The following is a 15,820-nucleotide window of genomic DNA, read 5'->3' as shown; positions in this document are numbered from 1 at the left end:
CATAGAGTCTGCGGAGTCAGATGTACGTATAACTGACTACAAATTATGAATTAAGTGTGCTGTTAATCAGTTATTAGCTCATATTCAAGCTTGGTAAGAATTGCAGGGGCGAGTGATTCTAAATCGACCGTCGTATACCCATAAAAGTTTGGCTTGATTTCACTACGTAGTTTAGTTAGAGAATCTTTTGTATTCTCTTCCATCATCAATTTGTCATTAAAATCAGCGAGTAACTTGAGTTGTTGCGCAGAGAGAGGGGATAGGTATTCGCTGTAACCACCGACAGAGCTGTATAACAGTTCATAGCGACCACCTTCTGCTTCTTCAATGTAATAATTCCCTGAACGCGCAATATTGGATATGGCAGCATGTTCTGTTGTCGAGTTAACGAAGTTGGTTTCCAAATAAGTGGCGCTGCCTGCGTGGTAGTTCACATCAGCGACAAACCCCGGTTTAGGGAAAATGAGAAAAGCATCTATTGTGTCGTTGGATGTTATTGCAGAAAGAACAAACTTACTGTCTTTGTAGTACTTTACCTGTACCTCACCATTCGACATCTTGGTATAAACCGGAGAGCCAAATGTCTCTTCTAAAATGCCACTGGAAGCACGAATATAGACTTTAGAAAGACGCTCGTTAGATGGAGCATCTGAAAAGTTAGAAATTAGGAGATCCCAACCTTTGCTTCCCATATCAATAGCATCGTTGAACTGACCACCTGCGATGATCAGCGCAATGATGGCAAGGATAGAGTTTGGTGTCTTCTCTCTCATTATTTCAAGAAAATCTTTTTGATCTTCATTGGAAGCTTGTTGAGTTAAAGACATGTCTTCTTCTAGTGCTGCTTTATCAACAGATGAAGGTAGAGCTTGTTCTGACATGATAAAACCTTATTCAACAACAACTTGAGGTGCTCGTGCAACCACACGGGTACATAAATATTCTTCGACATCTTTTTCTACAGAAACGCTTTCTGTTACCCAGGTAAACTTCATTAGCTGGTTGGTTAGTTGTTTTGTGGTCGATTTAGCGGTTACGGTTGTAGTTACAACATTGTCTTTACGATCGGCCGTTACAATCTTCTTTTTCTCCGAGGTTCGATTTGTATCGAGCTCTTTTTGCACCATGGCTTCGAGAGACGCAGCTAGTGATGCTCTCGCCTCCATTGAAGCGATGTCCATATCAAGCGTCATATCTCCCATACTTTCAACGCAAGCAACACCCGCGATTAAGCCTTCAGGCAAATCAGATTGTGGGTTCATGCGCCAGCTAGGAAATTCGGAGTTAGCGGCTGCTTGAAATGACAATGTAGTAATTGCAGCGATAATTAGAGTCTTTTTCATGTTTTATCCTTAAATCATATTCTTTTCGTAATTAACTTCTGCTTTACTTACTTTTTTCAAGTAGTTACGAGTTTCCGCAGCAGAATGCTTTTGTTGGATAGTTTGGAATACTTGTTGTGGTTGAAGCTGGTTAATATTCTTGATTGCAACTGAGCGTTTGCCACCGAAAATATGATAGATTGGCCCCATGCCTCCGTTGTAAGCCGCTGTTATGCAGTACTTTAAGCTCTCTTCATTGGTAACGCCTTTGAAGTAGCGAGATCGCAGTAAGTGCAAATAAGCGGTACCGACCTCAATATTTTTTTCGGGGTCGAATAAGTATTCTTTATTCAGTAACTGTTGTTCACCAAATAGGAAGTTTGTCGCATCTAGTCCTGCGGAACTTGGGACAATTTGCATCAGGCCAAAGGCAGGAACATGTGAGGTTGCTGTAGGATCGAAAGCGCTTTCTGTTTTGATGATAGACAGTATAAATTCAGGCTCAAGTTTGTATTTTTCTGCGTAAACTTCAACGGTATCAAAAAAGCGTTGTTCTTTACGATTAAGCCAACTTGGCGGAAAAGAAATAACGGCTTTGAGAACGGTATTGCCTTTACTGTCTTTGGCTTTGGTCACGGCCACATTTTCAAGAGCTTTGTCTAACTCTTGAGCCTGAACCTTTGGTGTTTCGGAAACGGGTAAGAATGTCTTATCACTGAGTTTCTCAACATTTGTTGCTTCAATCAGTTCAGAGGTATAAGCATCGGCTTGTTGGGCTTCGCCAATGGTCAGCTGAGATGTACGCACGATCTCTTCTTTGAGTTCTTCTATTGAGGTTGTTTCACCTGTAATAGTGGTGACTTGAATCGTATTTTTCTCGAAGTTAACTTCACGCTTTATTTGTAGAGAGGGGCTGTAGCTGACCCACTTAAATTGGTCGCTAAAGGTAGGATTATCCCAAGATTCTGAAACTTTGGTTTTAAACTTATCAAACTCTTGTTGAGCTTGTGCCACATATTGATCGAATTCGCAGTTCTTTTGTACTTTGTAAAGATCAAATTGGGCTTCACTGCAGAGTTTGTATTTTTCAAACTCATCTTTCGCTTCAAAAGGTTGATTGACAAAATGTTCGACGCTAGGGCAACTTTGTTCGGTAATTGAAAGTTCACACGCTTGCTGCAGCGTATCTGCAGACGCCCATCCACTAGAGATAAGTATCGCTAAAGGGGATAGCTGGCAAATTATTTTCTTCATATCTGTTCCTTGACCGAGGGGTTAACCTTTCTCTATCGAGAGTCGTTCCATGACAAAATCACAGTGCTCGAAATAGTTCAGGATCAACCCAAACCCTGGAGTGTCTGTTGATAAACGCGATTCATCCAATCGCTCAAATCGAGAGGTGTCTATTTTTGTAGGGCAGAGCAATGCGATATTGGTATCGTATGTCTCTTGTCCGTTGTTGAGCAGCGCTTCGATTCCGTCATACTGATTTCTATCTGGAAACTCGATAGAGTCGCCATCTGTGACTTGATGGTTTTCAACTAACACGCCTGTACTACCATCTTCATAAACTTGAAACAAAGAGAGATAACCCGCTTGGTTTGAGTTGAGTTGAATAAAGTAATGGTCGCCAGCATTGAGTCGTCGCTTGGATGAGTGAATATTTATATTTTCATCTGAATAGTTGAAAAATAGGTGGTTATACTTTGCTTCCGGTAGTATTAACTGGCCACTACTGTTGGAAAGCATCCAGCCCCCAGCAAACCGCTCGATATCTATATCCGGCAGACATTGGTGTTGTTCCACCCAGTTTTTTAGCATGGTCGTTGTTGACCAGTATGGGTGTAATTCACGGTGACATTGTGATTTCTTTAACCAAGCAGAGAGCTTTTGTGCAAATGACTCGGGGTCATATTGAACTTGAACATAAAACTGGTTTTGCGATTTTTCACTGTTGATAATGGTGACGTTGTTTCGGAAAACCACATTGGATATGGACTCTTTATGAGAAGCCGCAGATTTTTTCAACTCACCATTTTCGAAGGTTTTAGTACTAGTGGTCTTACTGACAATTTGGTTTTCAATACCTTTAGCCAGATCATGATAAGCTGCGTCTTTGGCTTGTCGGTAAGTGTTGCCTTTACCGAACCCATAGCTCAAGGTTAAGTCTAATGGCACTTCCCCATACCAAGACGGGGAAGCGAAAGCACAAGCACTCGACAGGGAGATGATTAGCGCTATTATTTTCATTAGTCTTCTTTTTTTCCTGGATAAGGTGCTTGTTTTACTGTCCAACTAAATCTTACACGAGCATCTGAATGTGAATGAGCAACAAAAGAAATAAGTGAGCCAGATTGGCTTGCTGAAACAACATAGTCTCCGTCATAAACACCATAATTTAGGTTATGATCGGAAGCTTTGGATAAAGTTTTATATGGTGACATGGTTTTGATTAACTCGTTACCTTGCACTGGGCCGCTCATTACAGTCCCTGCATAATCATTATTGTTCTTACATCCTATATTATTGCCGGGCATAAAAAACGACCAGACTGAACGGCCATTTGCTCCTACTGAAGGGCCATCAACAAACCAACTACAGTTTTTTCCATCTAAGTAGTGTCCTGAGAGCAACTGGTTAGCGCTTGCAAAAGCTATAGATTTTACTGAGCTCATATTTTGGAAGATTAGGTTGCCATTTTTGTCTGCTGAGAATTCTGCACTCATATCAAAGAATTGAGTTTGCCCGGTGTCTTTGTTGGTTACTGGTACTCGCAACATCGTTACTTGATTACCAGCACCTTGGAAGTGAGCTCCCTGAAACGCGATATCTAGATTGGAGTTTTCTACATCCGCAGCGAAGGCTGTTGATGAGATTAGAAGAGCGGATTTTGCTAAAAGTGTTTTCTTAAACATGGATATAAGCCTTAATCAATGTTTCAAATATGCTGTAAATTGAAATAGTTTTTAAAAGTAGAAACGTTTTTAAAGAGACATGCTCTTAAAGGGACATAGTCTGGTTACCGGTAATTGTTGGATGTTGACGTTTTAAATCCCCCATCTCAAAAGAGGCAGATTTCACTTTGTCGTAAACATCTTGATAAAGCGTATTCACATCCTTGTTTCCCTCGATCATTGACTTCATGAGGTAGTAACTAAACAGGCGATGACCTTTTTCTTGGTACATATTGGAATACTCTTTATCGCGTCCCGCAGTGATCACGACCATACGCTCAGGATCAATACTGACTTTTTTCGGTGCCAGTCTGGAGGCGGCAACCCCTTTGATGACCGATACACCATCAGTCGCTCCACTGAAACAACTGTCTACCATAACGACTATCTTGCCTGCTTTACTGCTAGACAGTGTTTTGTAGAGGTTATCGAGTTTGAAGAACTCATCATCTGACAGCGCCGAGCGGAACTTAAAACACCATGTATTTTTAACTTAAAACGTTAATTGACCCGAAACTACCCGAAATAAAGCGGGATATAGCGAAACGAGCGAGGTGATTTTTGTCGTGAATTATTTAATGTTAGTGCATAACAAAATCTATAAAGGCGCAGAGTTACGCCCTGATTTGAGGTGATGTTTCGATTCATTTTTGTGCATATGTCATTATTCAATCAACGCACTGAAGCAGATAACTTAGGACGTCCACATTCGGGAAAATCAGCCTGTTGAACATATTCAATTAGCAACTTTCTATCACCAAGCAATTTAAAGTAGTCTTCTTCTGTATAAGTCCCAGCTCTAAGTTCTGAATATCGCTCGTCTATCGTTATATCAGCTTGATACTCGGCTATTGCTGCATTGACACGAGCAAGTTCAGTTTGCTGCCAGTATCGCTCTTCTGCCTCATTGATGATGGTGACTTTTTCAAACACGCCGTCAATATAATGATAGACCCCTAAATGCTCTCTAATATCGTCAGGCAATTCACTGGCATTAACTGAGTGCTTATGGGCGATGTTGCAATGGGTTACATGACCAATAGCAATAACAACGCCTTTCTCATCGGTATTTACAGTTACTGTGCTCATCATTCGCTCTCCCATACCGCATCAATAGTTACCTCGAACTTCGATACGACATTCGAATTAGGCCCATAATTACCTGTGGCAAAGCTTAATCGCTTCGGCGTTCCCCCGTCAGCTAGAGTGATTGGGACGATGAAATTGTTATATACACCGTATACGGTTGTAAAGCTTGGCACCGAAAAATAAACATGGGTATGTGCGCTTGGATATCTCGACCCTCCACTTTCACTATCATGGCAATAGATTTTGAGATATAAGTTGATTGGCTCACTCGTTGTCACTTTGGTTTGAATATTAATGAACTTCACTTTTGATGCGGAAGCTGGCATAACCCATTCTGGCCTTGGCATTTGTCCAATCGGCAAAAGTGACATCGTCAGGTCATCAGGGTACAAGCGAGTCATTTTCAGGATTAATGGTGGCAAGTTATCTGGACTATAAACTGACCCTAAGCCTTCTTTGAGCGCTTTTTCTGTCACCGCTTTTGATTCACTCTGACCTTGGTAGGAGTTAGATAATTGCACGACGCCTGAGCGCAAGGTTGTTGCGGTTCTGCGTAGCAGCTTCTTGACGGTCACGAATGCTGAGTCATCGGTTCCATCGTCAACTTGAGCATTGGTGGCAATACGCGCAATACCCGACTCTAACTCGGTAGCATGAGGGATAATTGGTGTTATGTTGATGGTCACCGCCGAGGCTTGGTACAAATCCATTGAGCACTCAATTTCGATTTGAACGTATTGATTATCAACAGAAGGAATGAGTGTTGAGGGGTACGAGCTATAAACGATGAGATTACCATCAGAATCATGCAGCCCAAACTCATTGATAAAGTGCCCAGCAAAGCGTGACGCGTCAACATAGACAATGGCATTGAACCAGTGCTCTTGCGTGTTGCCCTCATTAATATCTTGTCGACCGAACTCATTCACTAAGTGTGTGACGTCCGGTGTTGGCGTGACACTTGAGCCATTCGCATCGCCTAGAGACATTTGGTCAATTAATAACTTTTGCCCACTTTGGTAGGCCGCTTCCAGCAGCTCTTTACCCTTATCGGTAAGCACCGCCGTATGCTCTTGTGCAAATCCTAAACTCATATTTCATTACTCTTATTTCGGATAGTCATGCGATGTCGACTCTTTAGGGTGACCGCTGAATATAGTCCGCCAATTAACGTTGGATTGGTTGGGAAATTTTTAGAGGTAATTCGTTTGCGTCCTTTTGAAATCGAAACGCTGAATATCCCTCCTGTCGATGGCTTGTTCTTTATCGTCATTTGCCAATGTTGAGAGCCTTGTTTGTTGCTCTCAACAAGCGTGACGACGTTCTCATAGTCTTTTTGAGTCAACCCACCTTTGTCTTGAATAACTTCAACCAAAAAGGTGCCTTTAGCACCTGGTGGATTCATTTGATGCCAAACGGTCAGCGTTGGGTTGAAACCTGTTAGGTCCAACGCTCGTTTTACAGCCCAGACAGTGCCTTTGTATCGATAAAGCACTAAGCCTTCTTTGACGACTTCACGCTTTTTCGCGACCGTCCAAGCGTCATCCCAGGTATCGACACGAAACCACCAAGAAAGCCAGGGTAAGTAAGATTCGTGGACGTTATCAATATCGAGAACCTGAAGACCATGAATGGCTAAGCGAAGCTCGTCCATCTCTTCCGTTGTCAGGAAACTCAGCGTTCGAAGCCGAACGTCTTGCTTTAAGATTTTGGGAAGCATTATTTCGTCTCGTTTATCCAGTAGTTCTAGGATATTCAAACCTGACCACATAATTTCCGTTCGGCAGATGGATGCTATATATAAAGACACAATGCAGGCTCTAAATTACTCACAACGAGACAAGCTATGAGCACTGAAAATCAAACTAAAAACACCGTTGAAACCGAATTAGCATCAGAAGTTCGAAGCTTCACTTTGGAAGATATTGCCCGTGCAATGATGGAGTTTGATATCTGCATGTTGAACACTCCAGTTCAATTTGGTGGGATGGAACTCAACTGTGCTAAGCGAGTGCGCAAAGCGCTGGTTAAGGACCGAATTGAAGCGGTGCGTTTCACCAAAGAGCAATACGGTTTTGAATCTAACGATGCCATCACCGCGCATATCGCCTCGAGCATTTTAGTGTTTGGTGAACGCATTGAAGAGAAGCGAGATGAGCATGGCAAGCTCACGAACTTGGGTATGAAAGGCGAAGTGGTGATTCCTGTCGATATGCTGATTAACCTGCCCTATGAAGAGCACATCAACTTGGCTCACCTAATGGGAAAGAGCTAAACCTCGCACGAATCAAACAGAATATTTTTGATCACTCTTTTCGACTGCTCACCCACAAGAAAATCGGTCTTGTCTCCGTTGGTGAATTACTCAAGGCCGACTGGGCGCAATATACGTATCTCATAGAGGTCTTTAATCATGGCAATAAATAAGGACAGTGGTTACGCGTTAGAGCTCATTGTTGGGGTGAAAGATGCGTTTACTCAGCAGTCGAAAAAGATTGAAAAAGAATCGAATAAGCTGGAGCGAGAGTTTAAGCAGCTGCAAAAAACCACCGCGGATGTTGATGCCTTTAAAAAGGCTGAATCAGCCATTGAACAATTGACCGAAGCTGAAAAACAATACTCAAAAATTCTAGGAAAAAAGAAAAATGAACTCCCCAAACTGAAGGCCGAGCTTGCCAAAGTGACACAGCAATCTCGAATCATGGCCAATGAAGAATCCAAACTGCAAGCGACCATCAATAAGCTTCGTACAGATATGGCGGGGTTAAGTGACGCTGGCAGCACCAATACCAAAACGTTCAAGAAAAAAACGGGAGCCGTTGCACAAGCTGAGCGCACATTGCAGGCGTATCAATCGAAACTAAAAAGCACAACTCAAGATGAAAACCGTATTCGCTCTTCTATCTCTGCGACAGAGCGTGAGCTTGGTGATTTAACTAAGGCTCACCAGAAGAGCACCAATGAGATTAAAGCGCATGAGCGATTAGTGTCACGCTTAGGCCACTCATTAAAAGAGGCGGGTCTCGATGTCAATGACATCATCCAAGAAGAGAAACGGCTGCAAGGCCAACTCAATCGAACCAATAAAGAGATTTCAGAGCAAGGTCGAGAGCTGGGTAAATTACAACACTTTGAAAAGCTGGGGGTGATTGCAGGAGGGGCCATGGCATCAGCAGGCTTCGCCTGGGCGGGGAATGATAAGTCTCGAAATGAACGCCTCCTTGCTGCTCGCAGTAGCTATTCATTAGAAGAGGTGCAATCGACTTCTCAACGACAATTTCGTACTGATTTAATTCGGATGTATGGTGCAGACCAAGAGAGCATTTTCGCCGCCCAGGCACTCGCTAAACAGCAAAACTTAGGTGAAGAAGATACTCAGGCATTAACAAAAGCCACTATCCAGTTACAAAAGATTTTCCCTGATTATTCCTCACCCGAAACCGTTCGGGCACTTGCGAACATATCTAAAGGTTTTGGTATCAGCCTTGAGGAGGCAGCAAACAAAGTTTATGCCACCAGCTCAATGGTCGGTGACGCCAATGGGGATTTGCTCGATACTTTCGCTGAATATTCCCCTCTACTTGGAGACAAGATTTCATTTGACCAATTTGCAGCCTCTATTGTTCGCGCCCGTCAAGCCGGTGTTTGGAACACAGATAAGGTAGGCGATTCATTTAAAGAGTCCTTCATGGCTCGTTTCAGCGATGAAGACGAGTTTGCCAAGCTTGTGGGTAAAGAAGACAAAGCCGGTACGATTGACGCCATTGATAACGTAGACCTACGTAATCGCATTAAAGAAGCCGCTTACCGAGTACGCAGTGACGTTGCAACAGGCAATGCGCCGGGTAACAACTATGCTGCATTATTAGCTCTAGTGAATAGGGCAAACCAAACTGATGCTGCCATCGTCAAACCCATCCTTGAAGCCATAGGCGGCACAATCCTGTCTGAAGATATTGGTACCAAAGGCTTAGGCGCAATGCAGCAAGGTCTGCAAGAAGGAGCCAAGGTCTTTGACGGTGTTGATTCTCTTGATGATGCAGCTCAAGGAGTATCAACTTCTATCGACAAAGCGATGAACTCGTTTGGCTCTATGACAGATACCGTCTCTAATAGTGCCGCTAATCTGATTGATAGATTCAATGGTCTTGGCGATGTGGTATCCAGTACGACTGAAGCTACGACGAGTGGAATGAATGACAAGGCAGGACTGGGTTATGCCGGTCTTGCAGGCGCAGTCGGTTTAGCTGGCTTTGGTGGTTTAATAGCGGCTCGTCTTGGTAAGAAAGCCTTTGGTAAAATCCTTGGCACTGCAATGGGCACTCAAGGCGGCTTCAAACCTGCCAGTATGTTTAGTGGCTTATTTACTAAATCTGCGGCTGAGCCTGTGACGAATGCTGCTAAAGGGCCGAGCTTTTGGTCGAGAGCGGGGAAAAAGGTAATGGATGGCGGTAAAGGGGTACTCAAGAAACTGCCTATTATTGGTAGCACGCTAAGCGCAATATCGACAGGACTCTTTACCCAATCAGCCACTAAACCAGTAGACAAGGTTGCTAAAGGGGCAAGCTCGTGGTCGTCTGCTGGGGAGAAAGTAATAGGTGGGGGTAAAGGCGTCCTCAAGAAGCTCCCCGCCATTGGTACGGCTTTGAATGCGGCCTCTATTGGCATGAGCGCTATTGAGGACGAGACAGAAGGAGTTTGGCGTGGTATTGGAGCCACGGCTGGAACCACACTAGGCGGTCTCGCGGGGAGTTTGTTTGGTGGCTTTGGTGCTGTCCCTGGTGCGATTGCTGGCTCTGTGGCGGGTGATGAGATTGCAGGTTGGTTATACGATGTTTTCAATGGTAAGGATGATCCTGTTAACCAACAAGCTGTCGCTCAAGTAGAGCAAACGGTTCAATCTGCGACAACGCAACCCAGAAACGCCATCGGTCAGCCACCAGCCACAATTGAAGTGAGCTTTGCGCCTGTCATTCAACTTGAAGCGGTGAGCTCTGAGGCCGATGTGATGGCACAAACCTTAGTGGCAGCCCTGCGTGATATGACGCCTCAGCTCAAACAGACATTGCATGATGTGATGGATGATCTTTGGAAAGATATGGATCATGTTGACCTCGACTAAAAATAAATATACTGTGTTTTTATACAGCAAACTTAAAAGGAGAGTTTATTATGCGCGTTGATATGATCGTCAAAGCTTCTGGTTTACCCAAAGGGACATTCTCTTTGATTGAGCCTGAAATTCAAAAGCGTTTGTCGGTACTCGATCCCGATGTTTGTGTCCGTATTCGCAAGGGTGAAAACAATCATCTGGATATCATGGAAAGGGATAAAACCAAAAAAGAGAAAGCCCATGCGCTTTTGGAAGAGATGTTCAATGAAGCGGACGAGTGGCTGTACAACTCAATATGACAAAGGCGCAATTAAGCGCCTTTTCTTTTTAAGTTACAGACTAATATTGAATATTTCTCATCGACTCCAGCGTTTGTTCAAACGTTTCCTCTTCCATTTCAATGCCGATAAAACGTCGATTTAAACTCAAACACGCCTTACCTGTAGAGCCACTGCCCATAAACGCATCGAGCACCACATCATGTTCACGGCTGCTGGCGGTGATGATATGTTGCAGTAAGTCTTGTGGTTTTTCGCAGGGATGCTTACCAGGATAATATTGCACCGGTGCAAACTGCCAGACATCGGTATAAGGCACCTCACTGGTGACGGAGAACGGTCGACGTAAATGTTCGTATTGCGCTTTTAGATCATCGTATTCCAATACTAAGTTTTGGTAGTTATTTTTTAAAGCGTCATACTCCTCCACGAGGTCGCCATGCGTCTTCGTTAATTCTCCCTTTTTACTTGCGAAAAGCTGTTGAAGCTTTTGGTATTGCGCTTTGTTGGGGAGTTTCCATTGGCTTTCACTAAACCAATGAGAGCACATTTGTGTCCCTGTTGCCGCATTGATTTCTTTTGCTGTCACACCAAGTTGTTTACGAGCATTAATGAAGTAATCCATCAAAGGTTTGAATACGTGTTTCTTGAGCTCATTGCATTGAGAAGCGTAACCAGAGCAACCTTTGACATAGCCTTCAGCGTTATAGTGGCCAGCAAATAAAATACGTTCGGTGGACGGAAAGAACATGCGCAAGTCCGGCTTGTGCATTCTTCGCCATGGGCCTGACGGTTTGGCCCAAATGATATGGTTAAGTACTTCAAAGCGGCTTCTGATGAGAATTTCAGTGTCACTGGCCAGCTTTGAACCACAGAACAGATAAAGGCTTCCAGAGGGTTTGAGGATTCGCCAGAACTCAAGAAGCACTTCATCGAGCCAGGCTAGAAATGAAGCGACATCTGGCCACTGATTGTCCCAGGCATTACGTTTGACTTGGAAGTATGGTGGGTCGGTTAAAATCAGATCAACGGAGTTGTCTTCAAGCGTTTTAAGGTAGGTTAAACAATCGGCATGGATGAGGGTGGCACGGCCATCGTGCAGTGTGTGTTGGTGCATTCTTATCTCCTGTTAGCAAGAGCCTTGAACACAAATAGCGATTGAAAGCCGCCAGCAATAAAGAATTAAAGCTGGCGGCGTTTTGCTGCTTCCTCTCCAATTCCTTTATCAAAAAGGTCTTGGGTCTCAGGTACTCAAGGCATCAAAACACCTATCAACCTTATCACGCGGAACTGTGTATTTATACAGTTAATTGTTTCGAATTAATTGCGTTAAATCTGGATAGGGAAGCTGCGAGAGCTGCTCGATAACAAAGGCCACGTGATGGACAGAGTGCTCAGGTAGCATTTGGGATACAGAGATAGGGTCGACATGACCTTCTTTAGAGTGTTTAATAATCAAACTGACTAGCGGCTTACATTGGGGTTTAATCGTTAACATGCTGAAATTCCATGTAAATTCAACGTGGTCACGACACTAGTATGGTGTGCAGGAAATAGCCAGTGCTTTATAGTGATAACTTGATTTAATTAGAGCTCTGCAGGATGTAGCAGCAGGTGAGCTTGATGCGTTTTTGCATTCCACTCTTTCATTTCTGCGATAAACAAACCATGTCGATGAATACTGTCAATGAGGTCATACGCTCTCTCATGTTGAATTAACATAGACAGAGGGCTAATCTGTATCATATTGTCGAAACCATGTTCAATGTGTTCTTCTAACAGATACAAAACACTCGGTTCTGCCTCAGTTCCTTCCTCAAAAAGCCTCGACTCAATGCCTTCTTCGTCATATAGGTGCACGAGCAGTGAGTACAGCTTCTCCGCACCAGCGAGCTTGGTCTTTTTAGCCTGGTCATTAAGTTGATAGAGCTTCATCTCTAAGTTCCCTTCTTTTGTTCGAGCCGCTTGAAGCATCAAGCGAATGTCTTTTTTAATCGCAGCGTAAGCCTTATCACTCATTTTCGGCTTTAGATATTTCAATAAAATCTCATTACGCTTTGCAATGGGTACGAAACGCGAGCTAGCCGATACTTGGAACAATAGATGAAGCAAAGCATGCGTTATGGTTTGGTGTAATGTTTGATAGTAATCAAATTCTTTTTTGATTTGCATAAGGACTAAATATTTGACGAATACAATGTATTGTTATGCGGTCATACTGCCTATAAATCAAGCAATTGAAATAATTAAAATGAAAGGTTGTTATCGCACTTCAATAAACATCTGTTTGGAGAGCACTTGCTGAGCGATAGCGCTTACTCGGTAGACCCGTGTATTGCCATACGCACTCGCAAACGCTACGCCTCTGAGTGAATCATCTAACTCAAGCACAAACTGCACGCTAGGTAAAAATTCACCACTTCCCAGCTCATCAAAAGCGAACAACACCTCATCAGGAGAGGTCATCAACTTCTCTTGTATCATTTCCCGAAACGGCTCTAGCTCTGGCGATTGCTTTATCGCGTTATTGAGTGTGGTCACAGATAAACCTTGTTTAGCGACAGCTTCTGCTTGCTCTTTTAAGACGTGTTTACTTTGTGCGTGAGAGTAGTTGAGAATGCTTTGGGTCAGTCCATATTTTTGCGCCCGCTCCATCATCGATGCTGGCAGCGTTTTCATTGATACTAATGGCGAGCTAGTAAACTGATGCTCTTTGCCAGTCGTCGCATCCTTATCCAAGTCTGTGCCACTGACTTCGGCTGAGGCCTGTCGCATCGATGCGGGTAGTGTTTCATATTGCTTGCGTGACAACACTGACACTGTCGCACGGCACTTATGGTGGTTGGGCGGGTAAAAGCTTTCCCAAAATGGATCGTCTTTGGGCTTAATCACGCCATCGAGCTTTCTGCACAGCTCTGTGGTGCCTGAATCGAGCACCGACGAATAAACCAGAAACTCCACCAAGTCGTTATAGGCAATCTGAGTCCAACGGCCTGAGTTATATGCGGTCATCATATTGTTGCGATAATGCAACTCTAACCAATAAGGATTGACCTGAGAGAGTCCTTCTTGCTCAAGAAGTTGACGGAGGTTCCCTAACGTTTCAGAGCGTGATGCTCCGCTTTCTAATGCGTCTTCATAACGTTTTTTGACGCGATTGACCGCATCAATACTGGAGACGTTCGCGACCGTAAAGGCGCGCAGCTTCATCGCCGCTTCCATTTGACGATACGCTTTGGTATCGGTCGGTATCATAGCTTTGAGTGAATCAATCGCTTCCTGAAAAGGCACCTCATCCACGGCAAGATAAATCGGCGCGTAAGTGAGTTCGATAGGTTTATCGCTGGCATCATTGATCGCATTATGGATATGCGCTTGGCCCAGCAGCCAGCTCACCATCATCGAAGCGGCATAGATGTTGGTGTATTGCGTTGTCACTTGGGTGATATCGATATCGCCTGGGTTTGAATACGCTTTGAACGCGGCTTCCAGTTCGCTTGAAAGGCTTTTGACGGTTAATGAAAGCGCCTCATTTTCGAGGCGCTGTAATTTAGTGAGGTTATCGATCTCTTTTTTATCAAGACTCTTTAAAGCAGACATAAATGCTTTCCTGGTGCATCTGAAAGATACGTGGATTCACGACTGGAAGAGGGGCTGTCGACAATGTTGTTCACCAACTCTTTATAAGCGTCCTCATCCACTCGAATTTTGAGGCTACCTTCACGACCATTGACTAAGAAAATCCATTTAAGCAGCGTATCATTAAGTGTCTTATGCACCATGCGAGCATCGCGTTTGGAGACGCGCATGCCCGCTCTTTCATGGACTTCACCTAATGACCGAGAGCCGTATTTTTGATTACCGTTCGTCAAGGTTTGACCGGTGATGCGCTTGGCGATTTTGTTATCAATGTATTCAATGGTTCGAAGTAGTTCATCCACCTTACCGTTGGCATCAAGGGTGACGATTTCTTTTACACCAGAGAGTGCCACCGCATCTCCGTTCATCACAGGGGCTAACGAGTTGGCAATCGCTTGTACGTCATCCCCGCCATTGGCATTTTCAGCCAGAGCAATCGCCGTTGGGATCGCGTACTTCTCACCAAGGCGCTCGATGTTGGCCCAGCTGATCCACTTACTTTGCCAAATAGGCCACACTGACTCTAAGATAGTTTCGCCGTATGGACGCTCAGTGGTCGCATTGCGCAGCACGGGAATGACTTTCCCTGCTACAGGCGTTTTCGCTGTGTAGTCCACAGCGCCGTACACTAAGGTACCATCCTTTAATAGACGGAAGTCTTCAGGGCGTTTGGGCTCTGAGTGGGTGAGGCAAAGCTGTGAGCCGAATTTCTCCCAGATAAGCTCCACTGGCATAAAACCAAATTCCGTCGCACTTAACATCTGTTCCATCAACATTTCTAAATCAAAGTCTGCCATCACCTCGTTGTAAAACTCGATGTCACTGGTTGAGCCTTCCATGACGTAGGGCACCGTCATGGCCGTGGCATGACGCATTTCAATGCTTGATGCCACCTCTTCATCGAGCAGCATGGCGCGAATGGCCCCAAAATAGTAGTTGCTGCTTTGGTAGCGAGCGTTGCCGAGCTCTGCTGGTAATGGGTAGTGATTAACGATAACGTCGGTGGGAAGCCGAGCGATAAGGGACGATAATGTGAGATTCTTTATCATGGGCAATCGCAACTCCTGTGTATTGAGCACCGCTTTCAGTGCCATGATTAAGACCAAGCAAGGCGTTGATTAATGCGAGCGCTTCGTCTTTGCGATCATCAAAATCAAACTCGCTAATTTCACCTAACTCGTAAATCGCCCTTTGAGTCATGCCTTCAGCCAACACTTCTTTGTCATCCTCGCTATAAAGGCGAGACAAGGCATTCTTTTGACCAAGATAGGCATAGCACCAACGCGCGGCTGATTGACAAGCAGTTTGAGTGTTGTTCTCATCGTTGTAAGTTAAGGAGTGGTAGATTTGCTCATCCAGGGAGCTCGATACTCCCTGGATGCTGACCATTGCTCTTAACTCGGTAAGGGTAATAGCCATTATCAC

Annotated in this window: 18 protein-coding genes; 3 read left to right on the top strand and 15 right to left on the bottom strand. The window is 44.2% G+C overall.

Annotated elements, in window-relative coordinates; genetic code table 11:
* Nucleotides 1-62: 62 nt before the first annotated feature.
* The 9 genes from OC193_RS20390 to OC193_RS20350 all read right to left on the bottom strand — a co-directional run bounded on the left by OC193_RS20390 (nt 63) and on the right by OC193_RS20350 (nt 7,085).
* The gene (locus OC193_RS20390) at nt 63-881 is read right to left on the bottom strand and encodes an ETEC_3214 domain-containing protein (protein WP_048662238.1); all 819 of its coding nucleotides are present in this window, start codon (nt 879-881) and stop codon (nt 63-65) included.
* A gap of 9 nt (nt 882-890) precedes the next feature.
* The gene (locus tag OC193_RS20385; protein ID WP_048662237.1) at nt 891-1,343 is read right to left on the bottom strand and encodes a hypothetical protein; all 453 of its coding nucleotides are present in this window, start codon (nt 1,341-1,343) and stop codon (nt 891-893) included.
* Nucleotides 1,344-1,352: 9 nt separating this feature from the next.
* On the bottom strand, nt 1,353-2,576 hold the full coding sequence (locus tag OC193_RS20380; RefSeq protein ID WP_048662236.1) for a murein transglycosylase domain-containing protein: 1,224 nt from the start codon (nt 2,574-2,576) through the stop codon (nt 1,353-1,355).
* A gap of 21 nt (nt 2,577-2,597) precedes the next feature.
* Nucleotides 2,598-3,572 carry an LPP20 family lipoprotein gene (locus OC193_RS20375; RefSeq protein ID WP_048662235.1) on the bottom strand — a complete coding sequence of 325 codons (975 nt, stop codon included), beginning with the start codon at nt 3,570-3,572 and terminating at the stop codon, nt 2,598-2,600.
* Nucleotides 3,572-4,237: a hypothetical protein gene (locus OC193_RS20370; protein ID WP_048662234.1), complete on the bottom strand. Its 666-nt coding sequence runs from the start codon at nt 4,235-4,237 to the stop codon at nt 3,572-3,574. The genes OC193_RS20375 and OC193_RS20370 overlap by 1 nt, the downstream gene beginning before the upstream one ends.
* 85 nt (nt 4,238-4,322) lie before the next feature.
* Nucleotides 4,323-4,655 (bottom strand): hypothetical protein, encoded by a 333-nt coding sequence (locus OC193_RS20365; protein WP_048666312.1) that lies wholly within the window; start codon nt 4,653-4,655, stop codon nt 4,323-4,325.
* A gap of 293 nt (nt 4,656-4,948) precedes the next feature.
* Entirely contained in the window at nt 4,949-5,368 is a 420-nt protein-coding gene (locus OC193_RS20360; RefSeq protein ID WP_048666311.1) for a hypothetical protein, read from the bottom strand.
* The gene (locus OC193_RS20355) at nt 5,365-6,459 is read right to left on the bottom strand and encodes a phage tail-collar fiber domain-containing protein (RefSeq protein WP_048666310.1); all 1,095 of its coding nucleotides are present in this window, start codon (nt 6,457-6,459) and stop codon (nt 5,365-5,367) included. Before OC193_RS20355 ends, OC193_RS20360 begins: the two co-directional genes overlap by 4 nt.
* A complete protein-coding gene (locus tag OC193_RS20350; protein ID WP_230853860.1) occupies nt 6,456-7,085 on the bottom strand; it encodes a phage tail protein I in 630 nt (209 codons plus the stop codon). The genes OC193_RS20355 and OC193_RS20350 overlap by 4 nt, the downstream gene beginning before the upstream one ends.
* A gap of 126 nt (nt 7,086-7,211) precedes the next feature.
* Here OC193_RS20350 and OC193_RS20345 point away from each other — a divergent pair, with 126 nt between their 5' ends.
* The 3 genes from OC193_RS20345 (at nt 7,212) to OC193_RS20335 (ending at nt 10,777) form a co-directional block, all read left to right on the top strand.
* Nucleotides 7,212-7,640 carry a hypothetical protein gene (locus tag OC193_RS20345; RefSeq protein WP_048666309.1) on the top strand — a complete coding sequence of 143 codons (429 nt, stop codon included), beginning with the start codon at nt 7,212-7,214 and terminating at the stop codon, nt 7,638-7,640.
* 138 nt (nt 7,641-7,778) lie between these two features.
* Nucleotides 7,779-10,487, top strand: coding sequence for a phage tail tape measure protein (locus tag OC193_RS20340; protein ID WP_230853859.1), 2,709 nt, complete (start codon nt 7,779-7,781; stop codon nt 10,485-10,487).
* Between the two features lie 50 nt (nt 10,488-10,537).
* Complete coding sequence (locus OC193_RS20335; RefSeq protein ID WP_048615445.1) at nt 10,538-10,777, top strand: DinI-like family protein; 240 nt, start codon at nt 10,538-10,540, stop codon at nt 10,775-10,777.
* Between the two features lie 40 nt (nt 10,778-10,817).
* Here the strand turns inward: OC193_RS20335 and OC193_RS20330 are convergent, their stop codons facing one another.
* The 6 genes from OC193_RS20330 to OC193_RS20305 form a co-directional block, all read right to left on the bottom strand.
* On the bottom strand, nt 10,818-11,873 hold the full coding sequence (locus OC193_RS20330) for a DNA-methyltransferase (RefSeq protein WP_048666308.1): 1,056 nt from the start codon (nt 11,871-11,873) through the stop codon (nt 10,818-10,820).
* 189 nt (nt 11,874-12,062) lie between these two features.
* Nucleotides 12,063-12,254 carry a hypothetical protein gene (locus OC193_RS20325; protein WP_048666307.1) on the bottom strand — a complete coding sequence of 64 codons (192 nt, stop codon included), beginning with the start codon at nt 12,252-12,254 and terminating at the stop codon, nt 12,063-12,065.
* Nucleotides 12,255-12,343: 89 nt separating this feature from the next.
* Nucleotides 12,344-12,928, bottom strand: a complete 585-nt coding sequence (locus tag OC193_RS20320) for a DUF2913 family protein (RefSeq protein WP_048666306.1) — start codon at nt 12,926-12,928, stop codon at nt 12,344-12,346.
* Nucleotides 12,929-13,018: 90 nt separating this feature from the next.
* Nucleotides 13,019-14,356: a phage head morphogenesis protein gene (locus tag OC193_RS20315; protein ID WP_048666305.1), complete on the bottom strand. Its 1,338-nt coding sequence runs from the start codon at nt 14,354-14,356 to the stop codon at nt 13,019-13,021.
* Nucleotides 14,344-15,444 (bottom strand): phage portal protein family protein, encoded by a 1,101-nt coding sequence (locus tag OC193_RS20310; protein WP_080968101.1) that lies wholly within the window; start codon nt 15,442-15,444, stop codon nt 14,344-14,346. Before OC193_RS20310 ends, OC193_RS20315 begins: the two co-directional genes overlap by 13 nt.
* Nucleotides 15,383-15,814: a hypothetical protein gene (locus OC193_RS20305; protein WP_048666304.1), complete on the bottom strand. Its 432-nt coding sequence runs from the start codon at nt 15,812-15,814 to the stop codon at nt 15,383-15,385. Before OC193_RS20305 ends, OC193_RS20310 begins: the two co-directional genes overlap by 62 nt.
* Between the last annotated feature and the right edge of the window lie 6 nt (nt 15,815-15,820).

Origin of the sequence: Vibrio crassostreae (assembly GCF_024347415.1) — a bacterium.
In the GTDB taxonomy this organism is placed as follows: Bacteria; Pseudomonadota; Gammaproteobacteria; order Enterobacterales; family Vibrionaceae; genus Vibrio; species Vibrio crassostreae.
Note: the sequence above shows the minus strand (reverse complement) of the source record. Positions and strands in the feature narration are given on the sequence as shown.

Coding starts and splice junctions, on each gene's coding strand:
- OC193_RS20390 (WP_048662238.1), bottom strand. CDS start 881: ATGTCAGAACAAGCTCTACCTTCATCTGTTGATAAAGCAGCACTAGAA.
- OC193_RS20385 (WP_048662237.1), bottom strand. CDS start 1,343: ATGAAAAAGACTCTAATTATCGCTGCAATTACTACATTGTCATTTCAA.
- OC193_RS20380 (WP_048662236.1), bottom strand. CDS start 2,576: ATGAAGAAAATAATTTGCCAGCTATCCCCTTTAGCGATACTTATCTCT.
- OC193_RS20375 (WP_048662235.1), bottom strand. CDS start 3,572: ATGAAAATAATAGCGCTAATCATCTCCCTGTCGAGTGCTTGTGCTTTC.
- OC193_RS20370 (WP_048662234.1), bottom strand. CDS start 4,237: ATGTTTAAGAAAACACTTTTAGCAAAATCCGCTCTTCTAATCTCATCA.
- OC193_RS20365 (WP_048666312.1), bottom strand. CDS start 4,655: ATGGTAGACAGTTGTTTCAGTGGAGCGACTGATGGTGTATCGGTCATC.
- OC193_RS20360 (WP_048666311.1), bottom strand. CDS start 5,368: ATGATGAGCACAGTAACTGTAAATACCGATGAGAAAGGCGTTGTTATT.
- OC193_RS20355 (WP_048666310.1), bottom strand. CDS start 6,459: ATGAGTTTAGGATTTGCACAAGAGCATACGGCGGTGCTTACCGATAAG.
- OC193_RS20350 (WP_230853860.1), bottom strand. CDS start 7,085: ATGCTTCCCAAAATCTTAAAGCAAGACGTTCGGCTTCGAACGCTGAGT.
- OC193_RS20345 (WP_048666309.1), top strand. CDS start 7,212: ATGAGCACTGAAAATCAAACTAAAAACACCGTTGAAACCGAATTAGCA.
- OC193_RS20340 (WP_230853859.1), top strand. CDS start 7,779: ATGGCAATAAATAAGGACAGTGGTTACGCGTTAGAGCTCATTGTTGGG.
- OC193_RS20335 (WP_048615445.1), top strand. CDS start 10,538: ATGCGCGTTGATATGATCGTCAAAGCTTCTGGTTTACCCAAAGGGACA.
- OC193_RS20330 (WP_048666308.1), bottom strand. CDS start 11,873: ATGCACCAACACACACTGCACGATGGCCGTGCCACCCTCATCCATGCC.
- OC193_RS20325 (WP_048666307.1), bottom strand. CDS start 12,254: ATGTTAACGATTAAACCCCAATGTAAGCCGCTAGTCAGTTTGATTATT.
- OC193_RS20320 (WP_048666306.1), bottom strand. CDS start 12,928: ATGCAAATCAAAAAAGAATTTGATTACTATCAAACATTACACCAAACC.
- OC193_RS20315 (WP_048666305.1), bottom strand. CDS start 14,356: ATGTCTGCTTTAAAGAGTCTTGATAAAAAAGAGATCGATAACCTCACT.
- OC193_RS20310 (WP_080968101.1), bottom strand. CDS start 15,444: ATGATAAAGAATCTCACATTATCGTCCCTTATCGCTCGGCTTCCCACC.
- OC193_RS20305 (WP_048666304.1), bottom strand. CDS start 15,814: ATGGCTATTACCCTTACCGAGTTAAGAGCAATGGTCAGCATCCAGGGA.